The 21,632-nt window shown below is 69.4% G+C and carries 17 protein-coding genes; 6 read left to right on the top strand and 11 right to left on the bottom strand.

The annotated features are described in order from the left end of the window. Nucleotides 1-1,016 precede the first annotated feature (1,016 nt). The 3 genes from D474_RS0104615 to D474_RS0104600 all read right to left on the bottom strand — a co-directional run bounded on the left by D474_RS0104615 (nt 1,017) and on the right by D474_RS0104600 (nt 3,830). Nucleotides 1,017-1,778, bottom strand: coding sequence for an MBL fold metallo-hydrolase (locus D474_RS0104615; RefSeq protein WP_017612428.1), 762 nt, complete (start codon nt 1,776-1,778; stop codon nt 1,017-1,019). A gap of 498 nt (nt 1,779-2,276) precedes the next feature. Beyond that, nucleotides 2,277-2,492: a CsbD family protein gene (locus tag D474_RS27675; protein WP_017612426.1), complete on the bottom strand. Its 216-nt coding sequence runs from the start codon at nt 2,490-2,492 to the stop codon at nt 2,277-2,279. Between the two features lie 177 nt (nt 2,493-2,669). Next, the gene (locus tag D474_RS0104600; RefSeq protein ID WP_017612425.1) at nt 2,670-3,830 is read right to left on the bottom strand and encodes a hypothetical protein; all 1,161 of its coding nucleotides are present in this window, start codon (nt 3,828-3,830) and stop codon (nt 2,670-2,672) included. 611 nt (nt 3,831-4,441) lie between these two features. Between D474_RS0104600 and D474_RS0104595 the strand changes: the two genes are divergently transcribed. Together D474_RS0104595 and D474_RS0104590 are read left to right on the top strand one after the other, a co-directional pair. After that, on the top strand, nt 4,442-4,639 hold the full coding sequence (locus D474_RS0104595; RefSeq protein WP_161628658.1) for an integrin alpha: 198 nt from the start codon (nt 4,442-4,444) through the stop codon (nt 4,637-4,639). Nucleotides 4,640-5,421: 782 nt separating this feature from the next. Continuing rightward, the gene (locus D474_RS0104590; protein WP_239646999.1) at nt 5,422-6,552 is read left to right on the top strand and encodes a hypothetical protein; all 1,131 of its coding nucleotides are present in this window, start codon (nt 5,422-5,424) and stop codon (nt 6,550-6,552) included. A 79-nt stretch (nt 6,553-6,631) separates the two neighbouring features. On the opposite strand, the gene D474_RS0104585 is transcribed toward D474_RS0104590, so the two are convergent. The 6 genes from D474_RS0104585 to D474_RS0104560 form a co-directional block, all read right to left on the bottom strand. Then, nucleotides 6,632-7,918 carry a glycerate kinase family protein gene (locus tag D474_RS0104585; RefSeq protein WP_017612422.1) on the bottom strand — a complete coding sequence of 429 codons (1,287 nt, stop codon included), beginning with the start codon at nt 7,916-7,918 and terminating at the stop codon, nt 6,632-6,634. A 61-nt stretch (nt 7,919-7,979) separates the two neighbouring features. Then, nucleotides 7,980-9,584, bottom strand: a complete 1,605-nt coding sequence (locus D474_RS0104580; protein WP_017612421.1) for an SLC13 family permease — start codon at nt 9,582-9,584, stop codon at nt 7,980-7,982. Nucleotides 9,585-9,778: 194 nt separating this feature from the next. Then, nucleotides 9,779-10,411: a hypothetical protein gene (locus tag D474_RS0104575; protein WP_017612420.1), complete on the bottom strand. Its 633-nt coding sequence runs from the start codon at nt 10,409-10,411 to the stop codon at nt 9,779-9,781. Between the two features lie 237 nt (nt 10,412-10,648). Beyond that, a complete protein-coding gene (locus D474_RS0104570; protein WP_017612419.1) occupies nt 10,649-11,227 on the bottom strand; it encodes an HhH-GPD-type base excision DNA repair protein in 579 nt (192 codons plus the stop codon). A 632-nt stretch (nt 11,228-11,859) separates the two neighbouring features. Further along, complete coding sequence (locus D474_RS0104565) at nt 11,860-13,281, bottom strand: aldehyde dehydrogenase family protein (protein ID WP_017612418.1); 1,422 nt, start codon at nt 13,279-13,281, stop codon at nt 11,860-11,862. Nucleotides 13,282-13,358: 77 nt separating this feature from the next. Next, entirely contained in the window at nt 13,359-14,921 is a 1,563-nt protein-coding gene (locus D474_RS0104560; protein ID WP_017612417.1) for a GMC family oxidoreductase, read from the bottom strand. Between the two features lie 128 nt (nt 14,922-15,049). Here D474_RS0104560 and D474_RS0104555 point away from each other — a divergent pair, with 128 nt between their 5' ends. Beyond that, nucleotides 15,050-15,547 carry a GbsR/MarR family transcriptional regulator gene (locus tag D474_RS0104555; RefSeq protein ID WP_017612416.1) on the top strand — a complete coding sequence of 166 codons (498 nt, stop codon included), beginning with the start codon at nt 15,050-15,052 and terminating at the stop codon, nt 15,545-15,547. Nucleotides 15,548-15,580: 33 nt separating this feature from the next. On the opposite strand, the gene D474_RS0104550 is transcribed toward D474_RS0104555, so the two are convergent. Continuing rightward, nucleotides 15,581-16,954: a sensor histidine kinase gene (locus D474_RS0104550; RefSeq protein ID WP_017612415.1), complete on the bottom strand. Its 1,374-nt coding sequence runs from the start codon at nt 16,952-16,954 to the stop codon at nt 15,581-15,583. After that, nucleotides 16,951-17,616 (bottom strand): response regulator transcription factor, encoded by a 666-nt coding sequence (locus D474_RS0104545; protein WP_017612414.1) that lies wholly within the window; start codon nt 17,614-17,616, stop codon nt 16,951-16,953. The genes D474_RS0104550 and D474_RS0104545 overlap by 4 nt, the downstream gene beginning before the upstream one ends. Before the next feature lie 159 nt (nt 17,617-17,775). Between D474_RS0104545 and D474_RS0104540 the strand changes: the two genes are divergently transcribed. The 3 genes from D474_RS0104540 to D474_RS33170 all read left to right on the top strand — a co-directional run. Next, a complete protein-coding gene (locus D474_RS0104540; RefSeq protein WP_026118165.1) occupies nt 17,776-18,468 on the top strand; it encodes a hypothetical protein in 693 nt (230 codons plus the stop codon). A gap of 336 nt (nt 18,469-18,804) precedes the next feature. Beyond that, entirely contained in the window at nt 18,805-20,217 is a 1,413-nt protein-coding gene (locus D474_RS0104535) for an LCP family protein (protein WP_017612412.1), read from the top strand. A 1,161-nt stretch (nt 20,218-21,378) separates the two neighbouring features. Next, a partial coding sequence (locus tag D474_RS33170) for a BCCT family transporter (protein ID WP_040703074.1) occupies nt 21,379-21,632 on the top strand: 254 nt, incomplete at its 3' end.

The raw sequence follows: 21,632 nt of genomic DNA, 5'->3' as shown, positions 1-21,632 counted from the left end.
TGGCAGCCGCCGAACCCGCGCCGGTCCGATTTCAGCACGCGGGCAACCGCGTGGACCGTCACCCTGGTCGAGCCGTCACTAGTGCGAGCAGTGCTCTCGTGGGCCGCGGGCCGCGGTGAGAGTGGTGTGGAGGACAACGCCGGCGATCATCCACGCGCGCGGCCGGGAGGATGCCGGGGAGCTGTCGATGTCCGCCGTCATTCCGCCCTGAGATCTCTCGGGGCTGATGCCGGAGGACGACATCGTGACGCTGCGCGGGCTGATGCTCCACCCTGGGGAGGCCCCGGGCGAGGCGGTGTTGAGGGCACGGTTGGAGTACCTGGAAGAGGTCGGTAAGCTCCGCCACACGCGAGGGCACCGGGCCGAATGTGGTCAACCGCGGACCACGGGGCCGGTACCGCATGCCGCGCTGGTACCGGCCCCCTACCCGTGTGCTGGAGCTGCACCGGTACGGCTGAGTAGGTCCCGGATTCGCCCTACTGGGGACCAACGCCCTCGATCTGCGGCACCTGCAGCGAAACTCCCGCCGGGGCCGAGGGGCGCGTGTTGGACTGGGTGTGCTCGCTGGTTGCACCACGGGCACCCGGGCCACCTGGGGTCTCAAGGCTCAGAGGGGGACACCCCAGGCAGCCCGGCAGGGGCCGGCGCCCACTCCGTGGGGGACTCGGACGTCGGCCCCACCCTGCCGGCCTGGCGACTTTCCGAGGTGCGTTGTGCCGACGAGGTCAGCGAGATCTCCGCATGCGCCGCTCTGTGGTGCACCACTGACACGCATCCCGGCCGCCGACTCCGACGATCTGAGTACGACTCCGACATCAGATCCCGTCGCGCACCTCCCTCCACCACGCCCCAGCCATCCGTGTGTTCGGGGCGGTGAACTGATGAAGTCAGTGCAGAACCGCCCACAACGTGGGTAGCAACTCCTCGCCGCCCGATGACGGTGTTCTCCAAGGCCAGGGAGCAGAGCGGGCCAGCGCCGGAGGCCCCCGGATCGGGCTGCGCAGGGGGAACGCCGCTCAACGCACGCCCGTGGCTCGGGCCCTGAGCACGGCGATGCGCGGCTTCTCGGCGAAGGGAGCGCCGTGCCCGGGAAGCATGAGCGTCTCGTCGGGGAGCTCGGCCACCTGCTCCAGCGACTCCAAGGCTTGCTCACTGTCCTGGGTGAAGGCCCGGCTGACCACGCAGGGCCCCCGATGGCCGGTGCTGCAGTCGTAGGTGACCAGAGCATCCCCGGTGAAGGCCACCGCACGGTCGTCGAAGACCACCACGGTGCTTCCCGGGGTGTGGCCGGGCACGGAGAGCACCCGGGGCCGGCCCGGAACCTCTCGCAGGATCTGGTCGTGGCCGAAGCTACGGTATTCGCGGACCATCGGTGACATCAGAGCACCGGCGAATCCGCGGAGCATCATCGGACGCAGAGCCGAGGGGCGCCGCATCAGATAGGGCAGGACGCGGCATTCGGGTTGCAGATGGTGCATGACGCCGGGTTGGCCCTCGTCAAGGGCCTGCGCGTCGGCCTCGTGGACCCACACCTGTGCTCCGGTCCTGGCCCTGACCGTTTCGGCCAGGCCGACGTGGTCGGGGTGGGCGTGGGTGAGCACCACCGCGCACAGCCGGTCTTCCAGGTGGGCCAGGGCGTCCAGGAGCCGCCGGCTGTGCGAGGGAAGGCCGGCGTCGACCATGACCAGGCAGTCCTCGGCCTCGACGAGGTAGAAGTTCACGATGTCGTCGCCGATGCGGTGTACCCCGGGAGCGACCCGGGTGGGAATCTGAGACATACTCACCCCCGCTGAGGTGCCCCTTGCGCCCTGAAGGGACGCAGCGGCGGGCCCGTTGGCCGGCGACCTGCGCGCCCCCGGCTGTTTCCGCTCGGGACACCGACGCTTGGTGAGAGACGTGCATACCCGGGATCAAGCGGAAAAATCACGCGAATGAGGCGGAAGCTCCCCGTGGGGTTCGGCGCGTCCGGGCACGCCGCGGGTTCGGGGCACCCGCTCCTCGAAGTATCGCCCTCACCCTGGGTGTGCTCCCGTGGAGCGGCCTGGCTCCTGCACCATGCGCCCAACCCACGACCATGTGCCTCAACGAGAACCGCGTGCGAGGGCGTGGGCGAGGGTGTCGAAGACCGGGATGCGGGTGTCCAGGTCGGTCAGGCGCAGAAGGCGGGCGACCCAGGGTGCGGGTGCGGCGATAAGCAAGCGCACCTGGTTGGCGGCGGCCTCCTGGTCGCGCCTTGCTGAAAATCAGGAGGGCGCGACCACCTCTGGAACCGGAGCTCAGCCCTGGTTCTGGTCGTCCTCACCACGCAGGTTCTCGGCGGCGCCCCGGACCGTGTCCTTGACGTCTTCCTTACCCTCGCGGAGCTTGCCCTTGGCCTGCTCGGCCTGGCCCTCTCCTTCGAGGCGCTCGTTACCGGCCACCTTACCGGTGGCCTCCTTGAGCTTGCCCTTGGCCTGCTCGGCCTTGCTCTGGCCCTTTTCTTCCTTACTCATGGTCGCCCTCCACGTCTTCTACTGCCTTCCAGATGCGCTTCGATATTTCGTCGAACCTGCACCTGCAACCGTTGCCCCGAGCAACGCACTGCCCGTGCAGCGCGGTCCCTCACCTGCCCCGGAGAGTGGCTTACACCACACAGTCCACTCCTGGTCAGGGCATAGGTTCCACCGGGCTCAGAAACCCGCTCCGTCCCCCTCCAGAGATTCCTGGCGCCGTTCGTGCTTTCGCCGGAAGGCCTCGCGCCGCTCGCGCTCGCGCAGGCTGAAGGCAGCGTTGCGCACCGAATCCTCGCTCTCGAAACCGGATCCGATCGCGCCGGCTACCGTGCCCGCCGCCGTGACCAGCAGCGGGATGAGCAGGTATGTGCCCGCGCTGACCTGCCCCGCGACGTAGGACTGCAGGATGTCCGGTGAGAGCAGGACCAGCGAAGCCCCAGCGTTGACCGCAAACAGGCCCACATACAGAAAGGCCACCCCCAGGCCCAGGGTCAACACTGTCGTGGCGTTGAACAGCACAGCCTGTTCACGCTCGATCCGTGGACGGTTCCTCGCCGGCTCCCACAGCTGGTGATAGACGATGAGCCACCCGGTCATCACCGTCAGCGCGCCCACGACTGCCAGCACCAGGCGCCAGGCCGAGAGCATGGTCGCCATCTCCCAGACCGTAGCGTTGAGCAAATAGAAAGCACTGAAGGCAAAGGCACCGACCAACGGCCCGGTCAGGCTCCAGACCAGGCGCCAGGGCCGATTGGCCCGCACCATCCCCAACAACAACCGCGCATTCCCCCAGCTCGAGGAGATTCGAGCATCGACCCCTGCTTGGTCAGGGGTTTGGCGCCGAAAACGGCCGGCCAAAACCGGAAGGCGCCTTCGCTGGTGTTGCGCGCTGCCCTCCTGGGGCGTGCCGGGCAGGTGGATATCGGCGACCAGCTGGGTCGCGACCGCACCGACCCTGCGCCGCAGGGCCATAGCCCCGAAAGCCGGCAAGGAGACCACGACCACGCGTCGCTCGCTGTTCATGTCAGCCATGATGGCCCGCTTGCCGCTGCGCATGGGCAGGTCGGTCACGCACACAACCATGTCCCAGCCGTACTCGGCCATCTTGGTCTCGGCGAGCTCCATCATCGCCGTGTGGCGGCTGTCGCTGGGCGGCAGGCGTTCCCGGAGCACCTGCGCGTCCCAGGCCTGTTCGGAGTCGACCTGGTCGGTCAACAACTGTGGCAGGTCCTGAGCGAGCTGGTCACCGATAAGCACGGGCATGGCCACCGGGTCGGCAAGCACCCCGACCGTGAGGCAGCTCTCACTCTGGCCTTTCTGCCATTCTGCGTCCACCAAAACCCTGCCTCTCTCATGTAGGTGAAACTAGGCCCGGAAGGCCAACGCACAATCCCTGAGACCCACTCGAACCCATGCCCCTCACAAATGAGGAGCTCGTGTCCCCGAACAAGGGAACGACCCCCGTGGAGTCCCGGCGTGGGAAGATCGGGCAGAAACCAGGGGGATCCGACGAACCGAAAGCGTATAGCCAGATCCTCGACTGGACAACCCACTTGACCCGCCTCCGTGCAACCACGCCACGACCGAGCATCTGCCGTCGACGGACTGATCACAGCGCTTCCCGAGAAAGGGGCCTCAGCCGTGTTGCGAGCCAGTGATGCGGGTAGTGGAGCAACACGACGTGCATACAGCACTGAGCTGAACAGGAAGTATGCGTTCAACCACGGGTTCGCGCCCCTTGCTGCGCAACCGCAGAAGGCCGACCATCCGTTCCTGCCCCGACACAGGAAAAGCGCAAACTTTGGGCCGAAATCGACATTCGCCGCTCTCAGGCAAAACCCTATTAAGAGGTCATCTCAATAGTCCTGCGAGGTTCCTCTGACGCGGACAATGTCCCAGTTCGTGATGTGGACGGTGTGTCCGGGGCCGGCGACCGTATGGGCGCGGACGTGAGCCTGATCGACCTGGATGGCGACGGATCGCTGGACCTGGTGGCCGGGGTGCCCGGAGAGAACGACGGTAACGGCGCCGTCACCATCATCTACAACTCCTCCGACGGGCTGAGCGGTGAAGGCTCGCAGACCTTCGGCGGGGCCACCATGGGCCTGAACGGCACGGAAGCCGAATTCGGCGCCGCACTGCCATAGGGACCCTGTACTGACCGGCGGAAGAAATCTCGGTCACAGGTCTGCCCAGGGTCCGATCGCGCGTTCGCCGGGTCCCGGGCAGACTCACCGAAGTAGGGGCTCTTCACAGCAACCGTCACATGCAGGGGGTCAGCCCGGGCGGGTGGCCGCGACGAACCTGGGGCTGCAGAACTCGCTTTCAACCGGCTGTACGCGGATATCCTGCCCGGTTCGGGGGCGTTGACCATGTCCCCCCCCACGTACGGTCATCGCGCTCACTCCCCCGTGCCCCGACGCTCGTCACGCGGCCCGTGATACCCGTCCCGGCGCACCTTGGCATGGGCGGGCAACAGCTCGAGATGAGGCCCCTCGATCACCGGATCGAGGTTCGCATTCTGTCGGGCCGGGTGCGCAACAGAACCCCGGGTCAGACGGGGCGCACGAGGGCCTCGAACGAGTCCCTCGCGGCGTTTCCGGGCTGTCTGTGCTCCTCGTGTGCTCCCCGGTACAGACCGTGTACATCCGGGGGCTCCACCTCCTGAGCACTTTGCCTGCGCGTGACCCGCTCGCGGTTGGGCCATGAGCACGCGAAGAGCTCGCTCCGGCCTGGAGTGCCCGGTCCCGAGCATCCCTGCAGGGACATAACGTGTGAGGTTCCCCGTCGTCAGAGCGAGCTCTCCCGTGCCCGGCCGTCCGGGAACGAACACGACGGGAGAAGGAAGACCCCGCGGATCCGACCGGAAGTCGCACGACACATGACAGACAGCACGCCCACGGGCAGCAGTCCCCAGAACGTCGATCTCATGTCCCTGCTACTCGAAACCTACGGGCGTCACGGGGTCGAGGTGGAGCACCTTCCGCCGACAGGGATGCGTATCCAGATCCCCGGCAACGATCCCTTGGAGACGGATTACGCGGACGCCATCGAGCGGGCAGGGGACCTGACGCCCGAGCAGTATCCGGAGTTGGCCGAACAGGTTGTCTTCGCCCTGATCCGCAACGTCCGCGAACAGGGAGTCCCGCTGGGTACGCACTACCCGCCCCGCCCGGACGACCACGGCCGACAGGTCCTGATCAGGGTCCTGCACGAGCTCGGGCACTCCGCCCGTTTCGAGGACCCACAGACGATCAGCGTCCCGCTCCGCGACGGCGAACGAGGCGCCATGGACATGAGCGACTACCTCTCCCGTGTCGAGGGCGCTGATCTCGACACGGCCTTCGACGAAGTGACCCCCTTCGCCGAAGCCGTCGTCAAACGTGTGTCCGAGGTGGCCGACCTCTCGAAGGCTTCCTCTGAGCAGCTGCGCGTGCGCCTGTACCCGGAGTCCGGATTCCCCGATGGGGTGGCCAGCACCCTGCTCGGCCGGCGGATGGGGGCCGATCTGTTCGAGACCGTCGCGCTGGACACCCCCGATACGGTCCAGCCGGTGACACGGGAACAGCACGAGGAGACCGGCCGCTCGGAGGAGGCAACTCACGCTGAGGCGGTCGCCAACAGCGTCGCCGAGCCCGTGGAGGTCTCCCACCACGACTTCGGCGGTATGAACTTCGTGCACATCGGCGGTGAGCACCCGTACGTGTCCGCCCAGCTGCACGTCCTCACGAGGCACTTGGAGCGGACCCCGCACGGTGTGCTCGTGGCAATTCCCGTCCCGCAGGTGATCCTGGCCCATGTCCTCGGGGAAGAGAGCAGTCACCCCGTGGCCGCACTCGAGCTCCTCCAGAACATGGCCGACCGCTTCGTCGAGGAGGCCGAGAGGCCCATCACCTCCCAGGTGTACTGGTGGCACCCCTCTTCCCGGGATCGTGCCGAGTCCGAGCTGCCCGACATGCGTGCCGTCCGGATCGAGATCGACCAGGAGCAGGGTTCGGCCTCGCTGTTCACCGACGACGAGGAATTCGGTGACCTCATGCAGTCCCTCCTCGCGAAGTGAGGCCCCAGGGGCAGACCTCGGGAGGCCCGAAGCTCTCCCAACAGACGTGGAGGGCTTCCCGGGGCAGCCTCTGACCTACTCATTCCTTGAACAGCGCAGGGCCCTGAGCCCATCTCGACACGGTAGAAGTCATCTCATGCCGGTGACCCAGCTCCCCCTTGTCGACCCGCTGATCGACCAGCCTCCCCGCCACTTCAGGGGAGCCGAGGGAGGCACCGACGAGGATCATGCGGAGGACACGTTCGGCGGCATCTGCGGTCAGCGGTGCTGCCTGCTCGATGGCGCCCGCGAGGTCGAGCGGGGCAGCGAGGATACCCAGGATCGCGTCGATGCCCGCGGCGTGGTTGAGGTCGGCGCCGCGACCCACGGTCCCGGCCAGGGCCACTACCGGGGTGTTCTGCTGCTTGGCCCGGCGAGCGACCTCGGCGGGGACCTTTCCCTTCGGGGTCTGGTCGTCGATGGCGCCCTCGGCGGTGATGACGAGATCGGCCTCAGCGATGCGGCGGTCCAGGGCCGAACTACCGATGAGCACCTCGAAACGCGGGGCCAGACGGGCCCCCAGCACGGCGGCGGCCCCGGCCCCCAACCCGCCCGAGGCGCCACTGCCCGGCGCGGTGCGCACGTCGGTCCCCGCGTGGGCGCTGAGCAGGTCGCCCCAATGCTCCAGGGCGGCATCCAGGCACCGCACCTGCTCGGGTGTGGCACCCTTCTGCGGGCCGAAGACGCGGGCGACGCCCTTGGGGCCGGTGAGCAGGTTGAACGGGTTGCAGGCCAGCACGATGGAGGTGCGGTCCAACCGAGGGTCGAGGCCGGAGACATCGATACGGTCGAGCCGGGCCAGCTCAGCGCCGCCGCGGCCGATCGGGGCGCCGTCGCGGTCGAGCAGGCCGACGCCGAGCGCCTGCAGCATCCCGGCTCCGCCGTCGTTGGTCCCGGAGTCCCCGCAGCCCACGATGATGTGTTCGCAGCCCTCGTCGAGGGCCGCGGCGATCAGGGTGCCGACACCATGGGTGGATGTGCACCCCAGGTCGCGCAGGTGACGGGGCACCAGCCGCAGGCCTGCCGCCGCGGCCATCTCGACCACCGCGGTACGCGGGCCGGGGCCGCCCAGAACCGCGAAGTGGGACTCGACCGGGGTGCCGACCGGCCCTTCGACCACGGTGTGGACCAGCCGGCCCCCGGTGCTGCGGGCCAGCGAGGCGGCGGTCCCCTCGCCGCCGTCGACCATGGGCGCGGTGTCGATCACCGCGTCCGGCACGGCGCGTACCACCCCCTCGGCGATGGCGGCGGACACTTCGGTGGCGTCCAGGGACTCCTTGAACCCGCTGGGGGCGACGAGGATGCGCATACGGCGTTCGCAGGACATGGCTGAACCTTTCGGTCGAGTACTCGAGTGGCTGGGGCATTGCGCGTAGGCACCGCGCGGATCAGCGCAGCGGCAGGCCCAGGTGGGGCCAGAGGAACAGGGCAGCGCCCAGGACCAGGGCGACCATGAGCGGGCCGAGCAGAGCAGAGAGCCGCAGCAGGTCGGCGCGCCCGTAGGTGGGGGTCCCGTCGGGCAGGTCCGAGAAGAGCGCGACGGGTTTGGCCGATGAGGTCAGGGTGTGGCAGAAGCCGGCGGCCGCGGTGAAGGCGAACACGGCCGCGGCGGGGTCGAGCCCTACCGCGGAAGCGAGCGGGATCACCGCCGGCACCAGCACGGCGGCGCGCGCCGAGCGAGACTGCAGGACGAGGTGGGAGGCCGCGCTGACGGCGACGACGGCTGCGAGCACGGCGGTGGCGTTCATTCCGGCGGTCCCGGCGAGGGCCGCCTGAGCCACCCATTCGGCTGCTCCGGTGCGCACGAGCGCATCGGCCAGGGCCGCGGCGCTGATCATGAACACCAGGAGTGGCCAGGGGACGGACTTCAGCGCCGCTGTCATGGGTGTGGTGCCGAACCCCGGCGCCGTGGCGGCCAGCGCACCCAGCAGGGCCACGGCGGTGGGCGGCACTCCGTGGAGCGACTCGGTGCACCACAGCGCCACCACCACGGCGACCAGGGCGAGCATCCGCCATTGGGCACTCGTGAGGCGCCTGGGGGCATCCCCGCCGGATGCAGCCTCCTCATGGGCAGGGTCGGCCAGCTGCTCGGCGTCGAGTGCGAGGCGGCCGCGCCGGTCTGCGCGGCGTGTCATGAGCAGCAGGACCAGTTCGGCCGCCAGGTGCGCCGAGACCACGGCGAGTGGGACGCCCAGCAACAGCCATTGGCCGAACCCGATGCCGGACCCGGTCATGCCGCGCAGGATCTCGTCGCCGATGAGGTGGGCGGCGGCGCCGATGAGGCTGGCGATGGCGCTGAGCAGGATCGTGGTGGGAAGGGCCAAGGCCAGGGCGCGCACGACGGCCGGGCGCTCGGCGAACACGCGTGCCAGCGCCAGGAAGACGGGCAGGGCCAGCGCGGCCCGCCCCGACGTCGAGGGGATCGCCAGGGCTGTGAGGACCACCCCCGCCGTGACCAGGTGGAACAGGGCGCGCACACTGCCGGCGCGGACGATGAGGGCACGGGCGGCCCGGGCCGGGAGCCCGCTGGCCTCGATGCCCGCGGCCATGACGCCGGCCGCGACCAGGAGCCAGACGGTCTCCGAGCCCAGCAGGCCGAGGACGTCACCGTAGGGCAGGATCCCGGTTGCGACCAGGACTGCCACCGCGGCCATGCCGATGAAGGCGTCGTCGGCGCGGGTGAGCGTCCAGCACAGCAGAGCCGCAGTGAACACCGACAGTACGGTGCGGGCGTCGGTTGTGAGCTCTCCCCCGGCGGCGGGCAGGGCCGCGGAGACGGCTGCGGTGCCGGCCGACACCGCCAACAGCACCGCGCCGCCCTTGATCGGTCCGGAGCGCGAGCGCCGACCGCCGGTGGCTCCCCGCTCCGCACCCGGGTCGCGGTGCTCTCCGGGGTCCGGGGAGGCGGAGGGCGGCGCGTCCGCGACGCCGGAGACGGTGCCAGGGACCGTGTCGGCGACCGCGTCGTCCTGCGTGATGGTGCTTGTCCTCATGGTTGTTCAGCCTCTTAGGACCGGCTGAATCCCCGATGAGGCAATCATGAGTAAATCCTCATGACCGGTTCTGCAGTGGTCAGCGCTTCACGCAGTCGCCCCGGCCCAGGTGCCTGCAGACAGGCTTCCACCTGGAAAAGCCCCTTGCCCGCGTGCGCGCCCGCACGGGCACGGGGTGCCGCTTCGGTGCCTGCTCAGGCCCTGCCTCGCTGCACGCGTGCGCAGCGCAGCAGTTCTTCCCCGTAGGGCAGGACGATGAAGCAGCCCACCGCTGCAGCGATCCCTGCGACATAGCCGCCGGAGAGGCGCTCGCGCTTGGGCTGGAGCTTCCAACGGTCGGGATCGGTGCCGGCGAAGGCACGGACCTGGTCCCAACGCAGGCAGGACACGAAAGCGATGGCGGTCAGGGGCAGCACTTCCAGGAAGCTGTGGATGTGCTGCTCCACCGGACGCACCTCGCGGTCCTCGGTGGCCACGTGCACGTCCCACAGAGCCGTCGCCGCATGAAGGGCTGCGGCGCCGTACATGGTGCTGAGCACCAGCGGATTGATGCGCGCGAACAGGCCCAGCATGACCGGAACGCCGGCTTCGGCCATCATCAGCGCGTGGATGGCGGACTCGCGAGTCCCGCTCGTGTGCTCGATGTCCGTGCGCCGGTGCATGATGTGATCGGCGACCGCCGGGACGAACCACAGAGGCAGGACCCCGTACAGCAGGAACCGTCGGGTGATGACTTCGAGATCTTCACTTCCCGCCGGCGTGGGCAGCGTCGGGCGGCTGCGCCACCTGGCCACGGTCCGGTTCAGCGATTCGGAGAAACTCTGCATGCGCGTGCTCCACAACCTCGCGTGTAGTGCCGGTGCTTCGCCCGCCACGGAGCGCCATGGACCGCTGCCCCGCACCCGGCCGCCGGTATCCATGACCATTCACACACACGGGCCTCGCCAGAACCAGGACTGAGTGCAGCGCGCCGCACAGGCTGTATCCGATGGAACAGCGGGTCCGGATCGAGTCCACGGAGACGTGGTGGCCGGTCCCCCGGGTGCCTGGGCCCGGGCCGGCCGTCATTCTGCCTTCTTGGCCTCGGCCTTCAGGCGCTTCTTCTCGGCACGCACCTCGTGCAGCGTCTCCTCGTCCACCACGTCGGCGATGGAACGCCGGGCATCCTCCGCGCCGTAGACACCGGAAGCGTCCCGCCACCCGGGGATCTGCACACCCCACTGCTTACCCAGGAGGGCGAGGAAGATCTTCGCCTTCTGCTCACCGAACCCGGGCAACGCACGCAACCGGCGCAGGACCTCGCGCCCGTCGGGGTTCCCGGACGTCCACAGCGCCTCGGGGTCACCGCCGTACCCCTCGACCAGGGCAGCGCACAGCGCCTGGATCCGCTTGGCCATCGATCCCGGGAAGCGGTGCACCGCGGGCGATCGAGCGCACAGCTCCTGGAAACGCTCCGGATCCATGGACGCGATCTCCTCGGCGTCCAACGAACCCAGCCGGTCCAGGATCTTCTTCGGCCCCGCGAACGCGGACTCCATGGGCACCTGCTGATCCAGCAGCATCCCGATCATCAGGGCCGAGGGGTTCTCGGACAGCAGCCGATCCGCGTCGGCGTCCCCGGTGAAATACAACGTTCGGCTCATGCTCGTCCTCCTCGCGGTTCTGCATGGGCAGCTCCTGTGCCTGCCCCGCGACGGTACGGCCCAACACGCCCGTCATCGTGCCGCGGCCGGTCGCCGTCGGTTCCCGCCGTGGCGGGTTCCTTTCCCGTGTCGGACGGGATCCGTCCCCGCGATCACGGGGACCTCTCCCCACGAAGATGCACCTGTCCGAGCCGTGGCCCCGGAACGCCGCGCCGCACGCCGCCCCGGTCCGTCGGCGAACCCGGGTCTCCCCGTCCTGCTCGGTCATCGTCTCCAGGGCCGCCGCCGGGGTGCGAGGCGATGGCCGTGGCCCAGTGGTGTGAACACGGGTCGAGGGATCTGTTCCCCCAGGGGCATTCTCCACTCGCACACAGCGGCACGCGGAAGCGGAGACGGACCTGCGGGCCCGCGAGCGCCGCGTTGTTCCGGATCAGTGGAGGGGTACAGCATGACCCGAACAGGGGACGACATCGAGGGCGCTCTCCCCCGTCCGCGCGGGTGCCCGGGTCGAAGGGCCGTCTCGGACGCCGCGTGGCTGTGCGCCGTGCTCGACGCAGAACCAGCACTTGCCGGTGCTGAGGCCGACCTGGGTCCGCTCCGACCGGATCGCCGGAGCGGACGGGTGAAGGGCCTCAGGCGGAAGGTGCCGGGGCGTGGACCGACGCAGGACGCGTGGCGGCGTCGTAGGCGGCGTGCGCGCCGGTGGCACCCATCCCGCTGTCGCGGGCCGGCTCGTACAACCGTTCCGGGCCCCCGCCCTGCCACTCGTTGATCCAGGTGACCCCGGCGGGGATACGCGCCGCTGCGGCCGCGTGCCCGGGGTCATGGGTGAAGACGGTGGCGGCCAGACCGAACCGCGAACGCGATGCGCGCTCCAGCCCTTCCTCGAACGAGTCCACGACGGCGACCGGGGCGATCGGCCCGAAGGTCTCCTCGGTCATGACCAGCATGGACTCGTCCACGTCCGTCAGCACCGTGGGCGGGTAGAAGAACCCCTGTCCATCGGGCACAGCACCACCGGTGCGCACCCCGGCGCCCCGGTCCACTGCGTCGGTGACGTGGCGGTGGACGAGCTCGCGCTGGCGCCCGTCGACGAGCGGGCCGAGCACCGTGCCCTCCTGGCGGCCGTCGCCCACCGTGAATCCCCGGGCCGCCGTGGCCAGCGCGTCGACGAACTCCTCGGCGATCTCCCGGTGAACGTAGATGCGTTCCATCGACGTGCAGATCTGGCCGGTGTTGACGAAGGCGCCGAACGCCACGGCCTCGGCGGCGGTCTTCGGGTCGCTGTCGGCGTCGATCACGACCGGGTCCTTGCCGCCGAGTTCGAGCACGGTCCGGTGCAGTTGCCTGCCGGCGTTGGCACCGATCGTGCGGCCGACCCCGACCGAGCCCGTGAAGTGCACGAGCTGCACCGTCTCGTGCTCGGCCAACGGCGCACCCGCCCGGGAGTCGCCGAGCACCAGGTTCACCACGCCGGGCGGCAGGTCGAGCAGCTCGAACAGCCGTGCGGTGGACAGCGGCGAACGCTCGGAGGGTTTGACCACCACGGTGTTGCCCGCCGCGAGCAGGGGGCCGAGGGCGGACAGAACCATCGCGACCGGGAAGTTCCACGGCGTGATGACCGCGGCCACGCCCAGCGGATGCCGCAGAATGCGTGTGTGTCCGCCGTCGGCGCGTTCGATGTCCTGCTCGAACGGGTAACCCAGCGCTTCGGCGGCCACGCCTCCGAGCCCTGCGACGGCACCGTCGATGAACGTGCGGGCGGTCCCGACAGGTTTGCCCATCTCCCGGCATTCCAGTTCGGCCAGCTCATCGGTGTGTCCCGCGACGGTGTCGGCCCAGGCCGAGATCAACGCGACCCGTTCGGTGACCGGCAGCGCGGACCAACCGGGTTGTGCCCTGTCGGCCGCCTCCACCGCTCGGTCGACGTCGTCGGTCGAGCCCGCCGGGAACCGGGCCACCGCCTCCTCGGTCGCCGGATCGACGGCCTCGAGGTATTCCGTACCGCGAGGCTCCTCCCACGTATTGCCGATGAGGTTCTTCAGGGTCTTCACTGGCGTCGTACTCCTTCGTGGTGCCGTGCCGGGTCCGCCACCGGTGACGTCCCGAGTTCGGGTGGCGGTCGCGGCCCTCAGCCGAGCCGGTCGGCCATGAGCTCGCCGGCCATGATCGTGACGAGGTTGGTGTTCGCCCTGGGCACGGTCGGGAGGACGGACGCGTCGACCACACGCAGCCCCTCCACTCCGAGCACACGGCACGCGGGGTCGACCACCGTGTCGGCACCGTCGGGGTGCCCCATGCGGCAGGTGCTGGTCCCGTGCTGTGCGTCGCCCACCGTGGCCAGAAGGTGTGCGTCGAGTGCGCTGTCGTCGTCGAGTGCCGTGAACAGGGCCCTGTTCCCTTGTTCCACGGAGCCCTCGGTCACGGCTGCCGTCCCGGGCCGACGGGCCAGTTCGACCAGGGCTCTGATCCCGTCCCGCATCCGGGTGAGATCGCGTTCGTCGGAGAGCATCCGTTGGCGAACCCGCGGTTGGTGCTCCGGGTCGGTCGAGGAGAGGGTCAACTCACCGCGTGACCAGGCCTGGTTGAGCCAGACGCCGTAGGCGCCCGACCCGGGCCCGGTGTCGGCCGCGGCCATGGACAGCACGTTCTGGTTCATGGAGACGAACATCAGGTCGTTGATCGGTGCTCCGGCACCGCTGGTCCAGCGGACACACACGTTGGTGTGCCGGTCGTGCGGTGTCCTGACCGAAGCGGCCGGGGTCAGGGGCAGGGACAGCAGCGCCATCGGGTGATCCTGCATACCGTGCCCCACCGGGAGGTCCTGCCGGACCCCGATGCCGAGGGACTCCAGGTGACGGGCCGGGCCGATCCCGGAACGCATCAGGATCCCCGGAGTGTGGACGACGCCGGCGCTCAGTACGACCGTGTCCGCGTGCTCGGTCACCACCGTCCCGCCGGTGGCGGCCCGGACCCCGGTCGCGCGCCCGCCCTCGAGGACCACCCGGTCCACGAGCGCACCCCCGCGGACGGTGAGGTTCTCCAGTTCGCGGGCCTGCTCCAGGTAGGCGTCGTTGACCGACACCCGCCGCCCGTCGCGGGAATTGATCGGGTAGGGGGAGACCCCGGTCGCCCCGGGTGCGTTGACGTCGGGAGCCCACTCGAACCCGGCGGCCCGTGCGGAGCTGAACAGAGCGGTGTCGACGCTTCCCCACCGGTCCTGCGGGGTCCGGTGGATGGGTGTGGGACCGCCGCGCCCGTGGTGGGGCCCGCCGCCGAAGTCCTCGTCGTCCTCGATCCGGGCGAAGTAGGGCAGGACGTCCTCGGGGGACCAACCGTCGCAGCCGAGTGCGACCCAGTCGGTGAAGTCCTCCATCGGCGGCCGGATCGCGATCTGGCCGTTGACCGACGAGCTACCGCCCACGCCCCGGCCGCGCCAGTACGGTGCGGGCTGCTGCGCCTCGGTCCGCGATGAGTCCAGGCCCGTCCAGAGCATGCCGACGGTCGCGGCGGGGTCGGTCAGCGCGGCCGCGGGGTTGGGCGAGCGCCACGCCTCGTGCATCTGCGCCGACCGGTAGTCGGGCCCGGCCTCCAGGAGCAGGACGCGCTTGCCCTTCTCGGCCTGGCGGACCGCGAGCGGCGCGCCCGCAGAGCCCGCGCCCACCACGATGAGGTCCCATCCGTTGCTCGCCACTGCTCATCTCCCGCCCTGTGCGGCGGCTCGGGCTCCGTCACCGACCGCCTGAGCTGTACAATGACCTACATCACTAAGTTCGGTCAAGACTGAACGTTCATTTTTTTGAGAACTTTCGTGGAGGAAGTGTGACCCTGGCAGCCGACGACAGCGGGGCGGACCCGCTGGCGACGATCGTCGAGCAGTTCGGCCTGCACATCGGCCGGGCGATGGGCTGGCCGCCGATGGCCGGCCGGGCCGCAGGTGTGCTCATCCTCAGCGAACGTCCCCTGACCTCGGCGGAGCTGCAGGAGACGCTCGGGGCCGGAAAGGGTTCGGTCTCGGAGACGACCCGGCTGCTCATGACCAACGGCGTCGTCGAGCGAGTCAAGGAACCGGGGTCACGACACTTCGTGTACCGCTGGCGCGACGACGCCTGGGTCGGCTGCTTGCGGCACCAGCTCGAGGCGACCACCCGATTGCTCCACCTGGCGCAGAGCGCGGAGGAACACGGCGCCGAGCTCTCGGCCGGACAACGGGAACGGTTGGGCGAGATGCTGGACTACTACCGCTTCATGGTCTCGCAGCTCGAGTCCCTGCTCACCGATTACACCGCACGCTGGGAGGCCCGCCGGTCACAGCCCTGACCGGGCATGAAGCCGCGCCCGACGGCACCGTGGTCACGCCGCAGCGAGGGGAAGGCGGATGTGCACCGAACTCCCCTCGGAGCCGCTGTCGATCTCGACCCGTCCCCCTTGCGCTCCCACTCGGGCCTGTACGATCGCCAGCCCCAGTCCGGCCAGCCCGCCCGACTCGTCGGACCGCGTCGTCACGAACGGTTCGAACACGTGCGGGAGCAGGTCGGGGTCGATGCCGTTCCCGTCGTCCGAGACCGTCAGGACGGCGGTGGCGGCCTCCACACGGGTGGCCACCGTGACGGTGACGTCCGACGGGTTGTGGTCGACGGCGTTCTCGACCAGGTTCATCAGACACTGTTCCAGCCGGCCCTGGTCCCCCAGCACGACCTGGGGTGCGGGCTCCTCGAACACGACGGACCGTGCGTGGGGGAGGGAGCTCACCCGGGCGCGTACGGCCGCCACGACATCGGGGAGAAAGACCGGCCCGCGGTGGGCGTCGATCTCGTCGCCTCCGCGTGCCACCGCCATGAGGTCTTCCAGCACCTGTCGCAACCGGTCGAGTTCGGCGTGCACGACCTCCGCCTCTGGCCCGCCCAGCAGTTCCAGGTGCCCCTTGGCGACCGCCAGCGGTGTGCGGACCTCGTGGGATATGGCCGCCAGATACCTGCGACGGGTGTCGTCGGCCTGTTCGATACGGGTCAGCATCTGGTTGATCTCGGTGGCCAGCTCTGCGACCTCGTCGGCAGTGTCCGGAACGGGAACGCGTGTGGCCAGGTCGGTCGGGCTGATCTCCTTCGCGGCGGCGGAGACCGTTCGTACCGGCGCCAGGGTGCGGCGCACCACCAGCCACAACGTCGTCCCACCCACGGCCAGGCCGAGGATCCCGGCCGCGGAGGTCACCAGCAGAACGGTGGTGGCCTTGTCATGGACGGCGTCCAGGGGCGACGCGAGGCTGATGACGGCGATCTGCCGACCGGTCCCGTCGGTGACGACCGTGTCCAGCACACGCAGCGGCCCGGCGTCCGTGTGCTCGGTGCGCACGGCCCCTGGCTCCGGTCGGGGTGCGTCGTCACCGCGCATGAGGGCCGCCGCCCTGGAAGGACCGCCCGTGCTCTGCAGCCGGACCCCGTTGGCGTGCACCGAAGACACGTGCCGTTCTCCACTGGGGCGGACGGTCAGGGCCTGGCGTGCGGCCTGCTCGGCCTCGGGGCCCGACACCACGCCGTCCAGCCCGGCAGCGGCGGGCAGCTGCTCGCCCAGCGCGTCGCTCAGGAACTCGGCCTCCTGGTGCAAGAGCTCGTCCACGTCGTTGCGCCCCGACACCTGCACGAGTTCGTGGGTCAGAGCCGTGATCCCACCGATCACCAACGCCATGACCAGGAGCGACCGCAGGATCAGACGGCCGGCGAGGTTCACCCCTGTCCACCGTTCAAGCGGTACCCGACACCGCGCACGGTCTGGATGCGGTCCGCGCCGAGTTTGCGCCGCAGTTGGCTGACGTAGACCTCGACGACGTTGGAAGCACCCTCGAAGTCGTACCCCCACACCAGGTCGAGCAGCTGGGGCCGGGAGAACACCTGTCCGGGGTGGCGGATGAAGACCGCCAACAGGGCGAACTCCCGGGCCGAAAGGGTGACGGCGGTCCCGTCCACGTGGGCCACGTGTCCGCCGAAATCCAGCGTCACCCCCCCTGCTGCCAGGGCATCGCCGCGTTCCTGTCCACTGGTACGCAAGCGAGCCCGGACCCTCGCCAGCAGTTCGTTCAGGCTGAACGGCTTGACGGCGTAGTCGTCCGCGCCCGCGTCGAGGTTGGCGACGCGGTCGCTCACCGCGTCCTTGGCGGTCAGTACGATCACCGGTACGGAGGGACGGCGACGACGCAGTCTGCGCAGGACCTCCTCACCCGGCAGGCCGGGCAACCCCAGGTCCAGGATGACGAGGTCGACATCGGAGGACTGGGCCAGCATCAACCCGTCGACACCGTCGGAGGCGGTCAGGACCTGGTGCCCGGCGCTCTCCAGCCCTCGCTGCACGAAGGACACGATGCCCGCCTCGTCCTCGACCAACAGAACCGCCACCGCGTTGCATCCCCCTGCTCGCTCGGCCACCCCGGCACACAGGTGAATACCGGGGGCACGACAAAAGAAACCTGAATTCGATCTTCAGGATGTTTTCAGGCGCCCATCATGAGGCCCGTGAATAATGAGAACCTGTCCGACCCCACCGTATAAGGAACGATGATGCGACGAAGAACGACCGTGGTCGTCGCCTGTGTGGTGACGGTGACGGTCCTGGGCGTCGGGGGGCGCCTGGTCTTCCCCGAGGACCCGGAACGCCCGGTCGAGGCGGTTCACCTCGACGGGTTCACCGGAGCCCCGTCGCTGCCCGAACCGGGTGGAGAGGGAGAGGCAGTACCGGTCGACGGCCTCGAACAGCTGGTAGGTGAGCTGCGCTCGGGGGATGCCCCCGACGATTGGTACGGCGCGGGCGTCGAGGTCGACTTCGGCCCGCGCGCATGGCTGCTGAACGATCCGGTCCTGGAGGACTTCGACGCCGACGGGTTCACCGATCCGGTCCTGGACGAGCTGCGGTCCCTGGACGGCTCCGACGTCACACTCGGTGTGCGTTACGACTCCGCCGGGAGCGACGGGCCCGACGAGGCCGATGTCTTCACCATCAACGGACGGTCGTTCCGAGACCCCGGCGGGGGGCCTGCCCCGTGGGAGGACACCGGGCCCCGGCCCGAGGCCGACCGTGACACCGCCCGCGCAGCCGCCGAAGACGCTGTCGGGGAAGGTGCCAGGGCGACACACACCGACCGCACCGGCGAGGACGGCTGGGAGGTGGGTGTGCGAAGCCCCGACGGGCGCTCCTACGACGTGCTCCTCGACCTCTCCGGCGAGGTCGCCGACATCCGCCCCGGCGACTGACGGGGCCGGCATCCGAGCAGGGGGCTGCGCGGCGCACGGGGGCCGTGGCGCTTCCGCCTGCTCGGGCCGGCTCGAGGTTCACCTGAAGAGGGGCTTCAGGATCGTTTCAGCCTCGACTCAGTAATCGTTGACACGCTGGACGGGAACTCCCGGCGCGCAGGAGGCCCACCCCCACCTTGCGTGCAGTTTCCGATCAGGGCATCCCGGAACTCGTTCCTTCCAGAACTGGCGTGAACCCGTTGCAGTTTCCGAGTGAAACCGAGTTCGGTCGTGCCCTTCGGCCGGAAACAGTTTTCCGATGCCACTCGTACGTTCCACCGAAGGCACTGCTACCTCATGCTCGAAAAACGCTCCGCCCGGGGCGCGTCCCGGTTGTCCACCATGCAGTGGGTCGCCTGTGTCGCCACCGCACTGGCCATCATCGCGAGTCTGGTCGGCTACGGCTGGTACCAGGGCCTGGTCGGCAACGTCACGACCGCCGAGGTGGACACCGACGAGTGGGGCGAGAGGCCGGTGGACGTCGACGGCGTCATGAACCTCCTCGTGCTCGGCTCCGACGTGCGCACGGGAGAGAACACGGACTACGGGGACGCCGAGGGCGAGCGCGCCGACACGATGCTCATCGCGAGCATCGACGTGGACAGCGGCGCCGCCACCCTCGTGAACCTGCCCCGCGACCTCGTCGCCGACCTGCCGGGCTGCGACCCTGTCGACGGCTACGAGGGCATGCCTCCCCAGGAGGAGATGATCAGCTCCGCCATGACCTTCGGTGGGGTGGGATGCCAGTGGAAGGCGGTCGAGGAAGTCACCGGGGTGCACCTGGACCACTTCATCATGATGGACTTCATCGGGTTCAAGGACATGGTGGACGCTCTCGGCGGGGTCGAGATGTGCGTCCCCGAGCCCGTCGACGACCCGCAGGCCCAACTCGAGCTGGATGCCGGGCTCCAGGTCCTGGACGGTGAGGACTCGCTCGGGTTCGTGCGCTCGCGTTACGCGCAGGGCGACGGCAGCGACCTGTCCCGCATCGACCGGCAGCAGGAGTTCATGGGCGCCATGCTGCGCGAGGCCCTCAGCAGCGACGTCATGACCAGCCCCGCCACGGTGACCGACTTCCTCGGCGCGGTGACCGATTCCATCACCACCGACGACGGCCTGTCCGTCGACACCATGACCGACATCGCGGTCTCCATGCGGGAGATCGACCTGGACCAGGTCCAGTTCGTCACGGTCCCCACGGAGGCCCACCCCGAGAACCCCAACCGCCTCGCAATGAGCCGGCCGGATGCCCCGGAGCTTTTCGCCGCGATCAACGAGGGGGAGGACCTGACCGCCGAACAGGACGACACGGACGCTGACGGGGACGGGGCCGGCTCGGTCGAGGCCTCCGACATCTCCGTCGAGGTCGTCAACAACACGGACATCGACGGGCTGGCCTCGGAGGTGGAGTCCGTCCTGCTCGAAGAGGGCTACGAGGTCACCGGAACAGGAAACCCCGAGGAGCGCGCCCCCGAGGCCACCACAGTCTTCCACGGCCCCGGCGACGAAGCCGCTGCGGAGCTGCTGGGGGGTTCCCTCGAGAACGCCCCTCGGACGGAGGAGGCCGAGGGACTGGACGGGACGCTCGAACTGGTCACCGGGATCGACTGGGACGGGTTCGAGGAGGGTTCGGCCTCGGAGACGGACCTGTCCGTCACCGAGGACCTCGACGGTGTCACCGCGGAGGACGAGGAGGAGGACGCCTGCTGAACGGGCCGCGCCGGTGGCCGTTCACCCCGGATCAGGTCACCGGCGCGGCCCGAGGACCCGCGTCCGGGACGGGCATCACGCGCATGGTCGGCACCGACCCGGCGGGGTGTATGGACACAGGACCCTGCCACTCGAAGTTCCAGGTGTCGTCGGGCCACGCGCCCTGCGGAATACAGAACGACAGGGCCGGCATCCGGCAGCAAGAATACGCACACTTTCCCGACCGGGGCCGGCGTGATTCATGGGAACTTTCTTTATGTGACCGAAATACCCGGATCACGAATTTCTGGTTGACAGGCGCCTCGCACCGCAGTTACTGTGTGTCGCATATGTCCGAATTTCGATCGCCGACGCAGCGCCGCCACAAGGGCGTGCCCGCGGAGCGCCTGGGGCCCCTGGCCGCGCTCCGTGACCGCGTCGGCTCCCACGCCGTGCCCGACACGGTCGGCCACGNGGGGATCGGCTGGTGGGGCGGCGAGCCTTAGGGCCTGCTCGGCGGGCACCGTTTTCCTGCTGCGCGTCGCCCCAGCGGCACTCTCGCTGTGTTCTCATCGGTCGACAGGGCCCCAGCCGGGCCCCCGCTGTGCGAAACTGCCGAGCTTGCGAGGCACGCAGAGTAGGGGCACTCCTTCTTCGGCCTTGCGAGAGCACCACTGGATGCGCCGCTCGCGGCGGAAGGCGTCCACCGAGCAGGCCCTGAACGGCCCGCCCCGAGGACATCGAATCCGCGCCGTCGAGAACGACGCCTGACGCCTGCCGACATCAACACGGGCAGAGGAGCGTGCACACTTTTCTTGTGCACGCCGAAGCCTCCCACTTCTGCCGGAACCCACGGCGACACCTGCGCCCGGTCCCGATCCTGTTGATTCCCGGTGCGTTCGCGCCTTCCCCGGTCCGTTCTGCATCTCCGCTTGAAGACTCCTGAGGAGGCTGTTTTTGTCATGCCCGAAAACCCGAACAAAGGCCTAGGGCAGCCGCACAACCCTCAAGAACCGAACAAGAACACCACCGACGACGAGGCACGTCCGACCCCGCAGAGGCGGGCCGGGAACTCCGCTTTCGCGAGCCTCGACTACCGACGCCCCAAGTACCCCCACGACACACACCCGGTCCTCGTCCCGGGCATCCNGCCGCCCCCGCCGCTACCGGATCGACCGGCTCGTGTTCGCGATCGCCGGATCCCTGACGGTCGCCTTCGTCGCCTGGGGCATCTGGTCGCCCCGGAACGTCGCCGCGGTCGCCGAGGCGGCCTTCTACTGGTCGACCGACAACCTCGGCTGGATGTTCAACGCCGTGGCCATCATCGTGCTCGCCTCGACGGTGGGCATCGCCCTGTCCCGCTACGGCAGGATCCCGCTCGGCAAGGACGGCGAGAAACCCGAGTTCAGCACGTTCTCGTGGACGGCCATGCTGTT

Source organism: Nocardiopsis salina YIM 90010, from assembly GCF_000341025.1.
Lineage (GTDB): Bacteria > Actinomycetota > Actinomycetes > Streptosporangiales > Streptosporangiaceae > Nocardiopsis > Nocardiopsis salina.
This window is presented reverse-complemented; position numbering and strand designations above follow the sequence as displayed.

What these genes read in the sequence shown, in the direction of transcription:
- D474_RS0104615 (WP_017612428.1), bottom strand. Translation starts at nt 1,778, where the DNA reads ATGTCTCAGATTCCCACCCGGGTCGCTCCCGGGGTACACCGCATCGGC.
- D474_RS27675 (WP_017612426.1), bottom strand. Translation starts at nt 2,492, where the DNA reads ATGAGTAAGGAAGAAAAGGGCCAGAGCAAGGCCGAGCAGGCCAAGGGC.
- D474_RS0104590 (WP_239646999.1), top strand. Translation starts at nt 5,422, where the DNA reads ATGTCCCTGCTACTCGAAACCTACGGGCGTCACGGGGTCGAGGTGGAG.
- D474_RS0104585 (WP_017612422.1), bottom strand. Translation starts at nt 7,918, where the DNA reads ATGTCCTGCGAACGCCGTATGCGCATCCTCGTCGCCCCCAGCGGGTTC.
- D474_RS0104580 (WP_017612421.1), bottom strand. Translation starts at nt 9,584, where the DNA reads ATGAGGACAAGCACCATCACGCAGGACGACGCGGTCGCCGACACGGTC.
- D474_RS0104575 (WP_017612420.1), bottom strand. Translation starts at nt 10,411, where the DNA reads ATGCAGAGTTTCTCCGAATCGCTGAACCGGACCGTGGCCAGGTGGCGC.
- D474_RS0104570 (WP_017612419.1), bottom strand. Translation starts at nt 11,227, where the DNA reads ATGAGCCGAACGTTGTATTTCACCGGGGACGCCGACGCGGATCGGCTG.
- D474_RS0104540 (WP_026118165.1), top strand. Translation starts at nt 17,776, where the DNA reads ATGATGCGACGAAGAACGACCGTGGTCGTCGCCTGTGTGGTGACGGTG.
- D474_RS0104535 (WP_017612412.1), top strand. Translation starts at nt 18,805, where the DNA reads ATGCTCGAAAAACGCTCCGCCCGGGGCGCGTCCCGGTTGTCCACCATG.